The organism is Vibrio sp. 10N.286.46.A8 (assembly GCF_041470165.1).
GTDB classification, from domain to species: Bacteria; Pseudomonadota; Gammaproteobacteria; order Enterobacterales; family Vibrionaceae; genus Vibrio; species Vibrio tasmaniensis_A.
The window spans coordinates 1-9,267 of sequence record NZ_JBFRLX010000202.1 but is presented as its reverse complement, the minus strand read 5'-3'; the positions used below and the strand labels follow the sequence as shown (position 1 = coordinate 9,267).

Below are 9,267 nucleotides of genomic sequence, written 5' to 3'. Positions count from 1 at the left end.
TGCTGCTTTACCTGCTTCTTGCTCCTGTTTAGAGAACTTGTTTTTGAATAGGAAAGTCGCCAATGCCATACCTAGAGGTGGTGTACAAATCGCGATGCCTACACCGCCCATTAGCCATGGTTGTGTGTCTACTTGAGTTTGAGCAAATAGAGTTGCGACTTTGTTGATAGGGCCGCCCATATCAAACGCCGTCATACCACCAAGGATTGTGCCCAGAACCATCTTAGACGCGCCAGCCATTGAAGCTAGGAACTCGTTCATTGAAGACATGAACAGTTTGATTGGCTCACCAATGCCCCACAGTACAATACCTGCAGAGATTAATGTGCCTAGAAGCGGATAGATGAAGTAAGCACCTAGCGCGGTCATGTTGGTAGAAAGTGGGATTTTCTTAAGCTGGAACACCACACCACCGGCGATAAAGCCTGCCACGATACAACCAAGGAAGCCGCCGCCCATATCAGCCATGATACCAGAAGAGATCATCGCAGGTGCCAGTGCCGGTTTATCTGCAATTGAGTAACCAATAAAGCCGCCAAGAATGATTGGGAAAAGAACAAGGCCTTTGATACCGATATTAGAGATGTCTGCTAGCAGGCCGTCTGCAGGTACAGCGCCTTTGCCTGATGCCATTACCGCTAAAGCCAATAGAACACCACCGGCTACGATGAAAGGTAGCATGTGTGAGGTTCCGAAAAGCAGGTGGCCTTTCATGGTACTAAGGATTTTTTTAAAGTCGCTACTACTGTTTTTGTTATTAAAATTACTACTGGTATTCGTAGCTTGAGTTGTTAGGGTGCTCATAATTTTCTACGCCTTACGAATTAATTAAAATATTAAGGATCTGTTGTTCGTCTTTTGCGTTATGGATATCTTGAATAAATTCATCGCTGAATTTTCCAAATAGTTCTTGTAGTACATAAATATGATGGTCAGCACCGTTGTCGGGTGAGGCAATCATAAAAAACACGGTTGGATTAATGCCGTCTTCATCGCCATACTCAATGCCTTCACGCTTAACACCGACAGCGATTGCCGGCTCAGTGACAGCCTTGCTTTTTGAGTGTGGGTAAGCGATGCCGTCCATTGAGGTGATGCTTTGAGATTCACGAATTTCGATGTCTGCCAAGAAGGCTTCTTTATTACTGATTCGGTTGTTCTCAAATAACATGCCTGCCAATTCTTCAAACAGTTCTTTTTTATTATTCGCTTGAAGATTGTTATTAATTAAGTTGACGTTAGTTAGTTGTGTGATCATTTATTAACTCATTCACTATTGAAGTTCTTGAATTAAAATTAATGGATTAACCCAATTCGCGAAATAGCAAATAAAAGCCCTTCACTGTACATTTGTACCAAGCAAAATTAAGTGTGATTTGCATCATTCATCCAGTGTGAAGTGGGTCATATTTGATGGCGTATTTCGGTGTTGAAATAACTTTCTGTAGGAACAAAAAAACAGCAGAAACAAAAATGCCCCGCAAAAGCAGGGCATGAAGAGTGTGTTCTGAGTTGTTAGAAAGCTAGCTGTAAGCGCGCGCTACGCGTCCAACGCAATCTAGTTTGTAGCTCTCTGCGTAAGCTGGAATGAACACGGATTGGCCTTTCTCTATTACGCAAGTTTCACCACATTGATGGGTTAGCACCATGGATTCATCGAGTGGCAGTAGGATCTCGGCACCTTCGGTAGTGATCTTTCTTTGATGTGAGTTTTGCACGATAGAGAACTTAAAATCCTCGACTGGAATTTGGTATTCCATCACATCACCTTGTTCAATAGGGCTTAGCAGCAATCTATCCGCAGGCTTTTCATTGAATTGAGTACAAGAGACTAATTCATTGATATCCATGTACTTAGGCGTCAACCCTGCGCGGAGTACGTTGTCTGAATTCGCCATCACTTCTAAGCCCGTGCCTTTGATGTAAGCGTGGGGTGTCTCGGCATCTAGATACATGGCTTGCCCCGGCTTTAGGGTGATCACATTCAATAGCAGTGGAGCAAACAACCCGACATCACCCGGGTATTGCTCTTCCAGTTCTGAAATCAACTGGAACACAGGTGTATCTGAAAGCTTCGCCTTCATCAGCAACATGGTCAGCGCCATGCCTTTTTGTTCTCCTTGCAAAGACAATAAGCTCGCGAAGAAGCTGGCTAATCCATTGGGAGTTTGGTCGCCCTCTAGGTCATTGACCATCGAATGCAGCTCTGGAATATCAAGGTAATGGAAGTGCTCAAGAATCTCGCTGATTGATCTAAAACCATTCATCGCGGTGTAGTCAGTTAGGGCATACACCAGTTCTGGCTTGTGGTTGGCATCCTTGTAATTACGATTGCCAGCCGTTATCGGAATGCCTTGCTGCTCTTCAAGAGCGTAGCCAGATTCCGCTTGTTGCTTGTTCGGGTGAACTTGCACCGATAGCGCTTTCTCTGCTGCTAACACCTTGAATAGATATGGCAGCTCACCAAAACGACTTGCTACTTTTTCGCTTAGAAACAGGCTTAGATTCTTCGAAATCAGGTTCGACAATGTGGTTTGCTGACCATTGTCGGTGACCATCGAACAACCATTCGGGTGAGCCCCCATCCAGATCTCCGCTTGCGGCTCTCCAGATTGGTTATCAATACCAAACAGTTGGCTGAACGAAGAAGGGCTACCCCACGCGTAGTTTTGAATCACGTTGGTCATAGGATAAAAAAAGCGTTGTACGAACGAGTCGTTCGCTAAAGAAAAATCAGACATCGAAATCACCATGAAGGGAAACATGGCTTGAGCTCTACTCGACTTATTGAAATGCGAGTAGAAGGCCTCAAGCCATTGGAGTTGAAATGGCTTAAGCCGCTGCTGTTGTTAACTTGGCTTTACGTAGATTTTTAAGCGCGATACAAGTAACCGCAGTTACGCCCGCGCCAGATGCCATGCACAGCAGTGCCAGCATTGGGTAGTTCATAGCGCCAAGTAGAGCGACTACTGGACCACCGTGCGCAACGCTGTTGGTGATACCAAATGAGAACGCCATAACAGCCGCTGTCATTGAGCCAAGTACGTTGGCAGGGATAACCGACATTGGATCTTGAGCTGCGAAAGGAATCGCACCTTCAGAGATACCCACTAAGCCCATCGCGCCTGCTGCTTTACCTGCTTCAATTTCAGAAGATTCGAACAGGTCGAACTTACGGCCAAGTCTGGTTGCGATAGCCATACCCAGTGGAGCAACAGGGATTGCACACGCCATAGCACCCATGAATTGAGTTTGACCGCTGGCAATCATGCCGACCGAGAAAAGGAACGCCACCTTGTTGAATGGACCGCCCATATCGAAACCAGCCATACCACCCAGTACGATGCCTAGCAGAACCACGTTGCCTGTACTCATGCTCGTTAGTAGTGCAGTAAGAGCATCCATCAGCCCAGCGATAGGTGCACCAATCACAAAGATGAATAAGCCTGCGATGAACAAAGAGCCAGTGATCGGAGCGATCATGATAGGCACAAGCGGTTGAACGAATTTGTGGTAGTTAAACGAGGTAATCCATTTAACGAAGTAACCCACTAATAGACCTGCGATGATTGCGCCAATGAAGCCTGTGCCTGCGTCAGCGCCGTAGAAAGAGCCGTTGTTAGCAATCCAACCGCCAATCAAACCTGGGGTTAGAGCAGGGCGGTCAGCAATCGCGTAAGCAATGTAGCCAGCCAAGATTGGGATCATCAATGTGAAGGCAACCACGCCCACTTCTAGGATTTGGTTCCACATGCTGCCAGCAGGAATCGCCATGCCAGATTCACTTGGCTCGCCGCCAATCGCCAGTGCAAGGGCAATCAATAGGCCGCCAGTCACCACGAATGGGATCATGTGTGATACGCCATTCATCAAGTAACGATAAAGGTCTGAACGTGCTTGTGAGGCTTTCTCTGCAACAGATTGGTTGGTCGGCGCTTGTTCAGCTTGGTAGCTAGGTGCGTTGAGTGCTTGCTTAATCAAGCCTTGCGCGTCTTTGATTGGCGCTTTCACGTTGGTGCTGATAACGCGTTTTCCGGCAAAGCGAGCCATGTCGACCTGTTTGTCACAAGCGACGACAATCGCGTCTGCGCGTTCGATCTCTTCTTGAGTTGGGCTGTTTTTAACGCCTATCGAGCCGTTGGTTTCGACCTTGATGTCGTAGCCAAGAGCCGCTGCGCCTTTCTCTAGCGCTTCAGCTGCCAAATAAGTGTGTGCAACGCCAGCTGGGCAGCCAGTGACACCAATGATGAAACCTTGTTTCTTAACGTTGGTTTCCGCTTCTGAAGGCTCAGGTTTGGTAAGCAGTAGCTCTAATGCTTCTTGTTCAGATTGAGCATTCATGAAGCTTTCGATAAAGCCTTCTTCAATCAGTTTTGAAGAAAGCTCTGCCAATACTTCGATGTGGTGATCATCGCCGCCATCTGGAGACGCGATCATGAAGAAGAGTTTTGATGGCTGACCGTCATCGGCGCCGTACTCGATACCCTGCTTGTGGACGCCGATAACAACTGCAGGTTTGATCACCGCGCTGCTTTTCGCATGTGGCAGGGCAATGCCCTCTTCAAACCCTGTATTACCTTGTTCTTCACGCGCCTTAATGTCGGCAAGAAACTGTGCTTTGTCTGAGATTCTGCATTGTGCGTACAGCACGTCTATCAGCTCTTTAAATACGTCTTCTTTTGAATTAGCGCTAAGCGAAAGCTTAATCAAATCTTGATTGATCAATGTCGTGATCATAATGAACCCCTACTCTGTTTTTATTTTGTTAGGGGTATTCTGGAATCTACGGCTTACCTTCTGTAGTGAAGAAAAAATGCATTTACTGGATGATTGTTGCGTTATAAATGGAGTGTGATTTTGATCGGTCGAATGGGCATTTTTAGGGCGGTGTTGACAAAGTTTAAGATGTGTTGAGCCTTTTATTTATAAGGGCTGTAGCGTATTTGTTTATCAGGGCAGGAACGTGCTATGTCAGTTTTGGTACTGGAAATTTATTTCCGTGACTGGATTTTTGTAACCTAGATCTCAAATTGTGATTTTGCTCAATAGCGCTATGTTTCACTAAGGGGTATATCTATTCACGTAGCCTTATTGCTGCCCACTAGAGTTCGAATAATGATATTTCATGACTTAATCTCGTCTGTATTAAATGAGCGAGAACCGTTTCATAACATCTGGTTTGCTGGAGATTTTCACACGCCTTCAGCGTGCAGTTATCAGGTGAACTTTCCGCGCTTAGAGTTAGTGCTAGACGGAGAGTATATTAATGAAATGGAGAGTCATGATCGTAAGATCACCAACGTTATTGCCAAAGCCGGAGACGCGATTTTCATCCCACCGAACTGCTGGAATAAGCCGAATTGGGATACTGATTGCTCTGTGCTGAGCATGTTGTTTGGGCGTCGTCAGCTTGGTTTAAGCTTGGTGAGTAAGCGCAAAGGCGAGGAGAGCTTTTACGATATTCAAAAGCACAGTATTCAGACTCGTTCTGGGTTTGCGATTGATAACATTTTGGAGGCGCTCAGCTCGTTAGCGAGAGAGAGTAACAAGCAGCCGATGGATGAGTTATTGCTGCAAGCTCTACTGCAATACAGTAAAACCATGCTGGAAGCGCCCGTCGAAAAATCTCACAGCCGAGTACAGGATGTGTATCAGGGGATTTGTATCTACATTCAAGAAAACTTCCACCGCCAGATCACCCGAGACAGCATTGCCTCACGCTTTAGTATTTCATCCAATCACTTGTCGCGAATGTTCCGTCAACAAGGCCACATGACGTTGGCAGAATACATCACCCGAGTCCGTGTCGACCGCGCCAAATTCATGCTCAAGAAGTACAATTTCAAGCTCAATGAAGTGGCATTACGTTGCGGCTTTAAGGATGTGAACTACTTCTGTCGAGTATTTAAGAATCGCACCGGTAGAACGCCGACTGAATATCGTGGTTCTATTTAGTTAAGCCGTCTTTTTAAGTCGGAGCGTATTTTGTTGTTGAGCCGTCTTTTGGAGTGAGTAGCCTTACAGCAGGCGAGATGAGATATACATCAGCGAGGCTTGTAAATCGACACTGCTTCGAGTCTTTTGCAAACGCTCGTTGACCTGATCGTGAAGTAGGTTTCTAGTTAGGTTGGTAGCCGCCACAATGTGTTCACGTTGCGGCTTGGTTGGCAGTACTAAAGCGATAGCTACGTGTACTTGGCCAATTTGAGATGCCCAGTCAATCGGGTTGTCACTGACGATGACCGCGATCGAGAGATCTTGAGTAGATTCAAACATCACATGGGGCAGTGCGATACCTGGTGACACGCAGGTTGAAGAGCGTTCTTCTCGCTTAATGAAAGCCAAAATCAGCTCATCTGGGTCTTCTGGATAAACGAGGTGAGCGAGCCCTTTCAAGCACTCAAATTTTGTCAGTTGAGTTTGCGCTTTAGCGTGGTGCCACTTTATGTCACAAGGCGGGCATATCTGCGGCATACGCTGGATTAAATCGTTAGAGAACTCATGATTCACTTGTGAGCCAACCATGTCGTAATGCTCAGCAATCACGTCTTTTATTACAAAACATGCGAGTTCAGCATCAATACCTACTGCGGTGATCTGGCATAAATCGCCACGAAGTAAACCCACTTGTAACATCGCGACAGATTTGGAGAGATCAGCGGTTCGATTTTGAGTGATGTTGATAATGCGGATGTTGCTTTTGAACTTCTTCGCTAAACGAGTCAACGGCTGCGCGACGTGTGAGTTCGCGGCAGGATCGTCAACGAAGAAGGTGATCTGATATTCATTCATGAAAGGTTTAAGTTCGACAATGCTTGATAAAGACTTTATCGACACTCAATAACACCTCTTCCATTGGAATGAATACGGTTTTCGCTGGGTCAAATCGACTTGGTTGTTCGATGTCGATATCAGAGACGATCAACACTTTGTCTGCGAGGGTAATATCCTGGCCTGTCAGTAAGTTTTCAATCCCCATAGCGCCTTGAGTCTCAACCTTGATTGAAACATTGAATTTTGGGGCCGTTTTATTTAGTGCATCAGCTGCCATATAGGTGTGCGCAATGCCTGTAGGGCACGCAGTTACCGCTACAATTCTCATTATTATTCTCGGTGTGCTTAGATCGACAGTTTACTTGGATCGATAGGACTATCTGAATCTAGGAAGTTTATGGATTCCCGTTTTTAATTCAAAGGTGAACGTCACACTCTTGCTTCTTGGTTACAATTATCCAGTTAATGCACCTTTCGTCCTATATATCGAGCGGCCTTGCCTCGTTAGTCTTTTCATATTATTAACCTCTTTATCTTATTTACTTAAATTGGTACTCGGACGAGGCAGCACATGGACATCACTGACATTATAGAGCCGGAGATTATCTGTCTGGATTTAAAGGCAGACTCTAAACAGGCGGTATTTGAAGAGCTTGTCGAACTGCTTGACCGCGCAGGTAAGCTCTCCAATAAAAGTGAGTTCCTTGATGATATCTGGAAGCGTGAGGCCATCGGTAATACGGGCTTTGATGATGGTATTGCGATTCCACACGCGAAAAGCACTGCTGTAGCTAAACCTGCTGTGGCGGTAGGTATTAGCCGAACGGGTATCGATTATGGCGCAGACGGCGGCGAACTGTCGGATGTGTTTTTTATGCTCGCGTCGCCAGACAATAGCGATGATCATCATATTGAGGTTCTGGCTCAGATCTCAACTCGATTGATCGAAGATGGTTTTGTTACAAAATTAAAGGCGGTAGAGTCGGTCGAGGAAGCTCAAGAGCTGTTTCTCGAAGTGAATTCTGAATCTTTCGATAGCTACGCTTCTAGTCATCATGAAGTTTACCGCGAACCATTAAGCCCTTGGGCACAATCTCTTAATCGTCTCAAAGAACACTTGTTGTACGGCACTTCGCACATGATCCCATTCGTGGTCGCGGGTGGGGTACTTTTGTCTTTGTCGGTAATGATGTCTGGCCATGGCGCAGTGCCTGAGAGCGGTGTTCTGGCTGACATAGCACAAATGGGTATCGCGGGGCTAACCCTGTTTACCGTTGTGCTCGGTGGTTACATTGCATATTCAATGGCGGATAAGCCGGGTTTAGCGCCCGGAATGATTGGTTCTTGGGTTGCGGTCAATCAATACAACACCGGTTTTCTTGGTGCAATTGTGATCGGATTCTTCGCTGGCTTTGTGGTGAATCTACTTAAGAAGATCAAACTGCCAGACAGTATGATCTCGCTGAGTTCGATCTTCATCTATCCATTAGTCGGCACCTTTGTAACCTGTGGGGCGGTGATGTGGGTCATAGGCTCTCCTATCGCGTATGTGATGCTTGAGATGAACCAAATGCTGACTGGCATGGCGGGCTCAGGGAAAGTGGTGCTAGGCAGTATTTTAGGGGCGATGACGGCCTTTGATATGGGCGGCCCAATCAACAAAGTGGCGACGCTGTTTGCTCAAACGCAGGTGAACACTCAACCTTGGCTGATGGGGGGCGTCGGTATTGCCATTTGTACCCCACCATTAGGTATGGCGCTTGCCACTTTCATATCACCTAAGAAATTCAAACGAGACGAACGTGAAGCCGGAAAAGCAGCGGGTATTATGGGCATGATCGGCATCAGTGAAGGTGCGATTCCTTTTGCTGCCGCCGACCCTGCGCGAGTTCTGCCTGCTGTTGTCGCTGGTGGCATTGTCGGTAACGTGGTTGGCTTTATGTTCCATGTCATCAACCATGCACCATGGGGCGGCTGGATAGTGTTGCCGGTGGTTGACGGCAAAATTGGCTATATCGTCGGGACATTTGCAGGAGCACTCACGACGGCTCTGATCGTGATACTACTGAAAAAGAACGTGGTCGAAGGCGAAGCGAATTCTAATCAGTTCACGGGTGGCTCGGTAACGGAAGAAGGGCAAGCGGATGTATTGGCGATCACTTCTTGTCCATCTGGTGTTGCTCATACGTTTCTTGCGGCTAAGTCTTTGGAAAAGGCGGCTCATCATCTTGGGGTTCGGATTAAAGTCGAAACGCAGGGTGCCAACGGAATCGGCAATCGCATTACACAGAAAGACATTGAGCGGGCGAGGTTGGTGATTTTTGCTCATGATGTGGCGATTAAAGAGATCGAACGCTTTGCGAACGTGAAAACCTTAGATGTCAGTACTAAGGAAGCGATGCTTAATGCGCAGGCGTTGATTATGAGGAAAGTATAAAAGCAATCGGCTTTAAGATTGGCTGAAAAGCAATAAATAAAAAGACGCCCAAGTAT

The 9,267-nt window shown here is 46.5% G+C and carries 8 protein-coding genes; 2 read left to right on the top strand and 6 right to left on the bottom strand.

Annotation, left to right across the window (positions count from 1 at the left end; genetic code table 11):
• From AB4232_RS18565 to AB4232_RS18550, 4 genes are all read right to left on the bottom strand, one after another.
• Positions 1-804: fructose-specific PTS transporter subunit EIIC (locus AB4232_RS18565; RefSeq protein ID WP_372087716.1), on the bottom strand; the 804-nt coding region annotated here is incomplete at its 3' end.
• A gap of 13 nt (positions 805-817) precedes the next feature.
• Positions 818-1,258 carry a PTS sugar transporter subunit IIA gene (locus AB4232_RS18560; RefSeq protein ID WP_054541497.1) on the bottom strand — a complete coding sequence of 147 codons (441 nt, stop codon included), beginning with the start codon at positions 1,256-1,258 and terminating at the stop codon, positions 818-820.
• Between the two features lie 265 nt (positions 1,259-1,523).
• Positions 1,524-2,741: a mannose-6-phosphate isomerase, class I gene (manA, locus tag AB4232_RS18555; protein WP_372087715.1), complete on the bottom strand. Its 1,218-nt coding sequence runs from the start codon at positions 2,739-2,741 to the stop codon at positions 1,524-1,526.
• A 91-nt stretch (positions 2,742-2,832) separates the two neighbouring features.
• Positions 2,833-4,737 carry a fructose-specific PTS transporter subunit EIIC gene (locus tag AB4232_RS18550; RefSeq protein WP_372087714.1) on the bottom strand — a complete coding sequence of 635 codons (1,905 nt, stop codon included), beginning with the start codon at positions 4,735-4,737 and terminating at the stop codon, positions 2,833-2,835.
• 378 nt (positions 4,738-5,115) lie between these two features.
• Here AB4232_RS18550 and AB4232_RS18545 point away from each other — a divergent pair, with 378 nt between their 5' ends.
• The gene (locus AB4232_RS18545) at positions 5,116-5,955 is read left to right on the top strand and encodes a helix-turn-helix transcriptional regulator (RefSeq protein WP_009846231.1); all 840 of its coding nucleotides are present in this window, start codon (positions 5,116-5,118) and stop codon (positions 5,953-5,955) included.
• 63 nt (positions 5,956-6,018) lie between these two features.
• On the opposite strand, the gene AB4232_RS18540 is transcribed toward AB4232_RS18545, so the two are convergent.
• The gene (locus tag AB4232_RS18540) at positions 6,019-6,792 is read right to left on the bottom strand and encodes a PTS sugar transporter subunit IIA (RefSeq protein WP_372087718.1); all 774 of its coding nucleotides are present in this window, start codon (positions 6,790-6,792) and stop codon (positions 6,019-6,021) included.
• A gap of 7 nt (positions 6,793-6,799) precedes the next feature.
• Positions 6,800-7,102, bottom strand: coding sequence for a PTS fructose transporter subunit IIB (locus AB4232_RS18535; RefSeq protein ID WP_009846233.1), 303 nt, complete (start codon positions 7,100-7,102; stop codon positions 6,800-6,802).
• Between the two features lie 243 nt (positions 7,103-7,345).
• On the opposite strand from AB4232_RS18535, the gene AB4232_RS18530 reads away from it, so the two are divergent.
• Positions 7,346-9,211: a fructose-specific PTS transporter subunit EIIC gene (locus AB4232_RS18530; RefSeq protein ID WP_372087713.1), complete on the top strand. Its 1,866-nt coding sequence runs from the start codon at positions 7,346-7,348 to the stop codon at positions 9,209-9,211.
• The last annotated feature ends 56 nt before the right edge of the window (positions 9,212-9,267 follow it).

Bases quoted from the DNA above. Each gene is read 5' to 3' on its own strand.
- manA (WP_372087715.1), bottom strand. From the start codon at position 2,741: ATGTCTGATTTTTCTTTAGCGAACGACTCGTTCGTACAACGCTTTTTT.
- AB4232_RS18530 (WP_372087713.1), top strand. From the start codon at position 7,346: ATGGACATCACTGACATTATAGAGCCGGAGATTATCTGTCTGGATTTA.
- AB4232_RS18535 (WP_009846233.1), bottom strand. From the start codon at position 7,102: ATGAGAATTGTAGCGGTAACTGCGTGCCCTACAGGCATTGCGCACACC.
- AB4232_RS18540 (WP_372087718.1), bottom strand. From the start codon at position 6,792: ATGAATGAATATCAGATCACCTTCTTCGTTGACGATCCTGCCGCGAAC.
- AB4232_RS18545 (WP_009846231.1), top strand. From the start codon at position 5,116: ATGATATTTCATGACTTAATCTCGTCTGTATTAAATGAGCGAGAACCG.
- AB4232_RS18560 (WP_054541497.1), bottom strand. From the start codon at position 1,258: ATGATCACACAACTAACTAACGTCAACTTAATTAATAACAATCTTCAA.
- AB4232_RS18550 (WP_372087714.1), bottom strand. From the start codon at position 4,737: ATGATCACGACATTGATCAATCAAGATTTGATTAAGCTTTCGCTTAGC.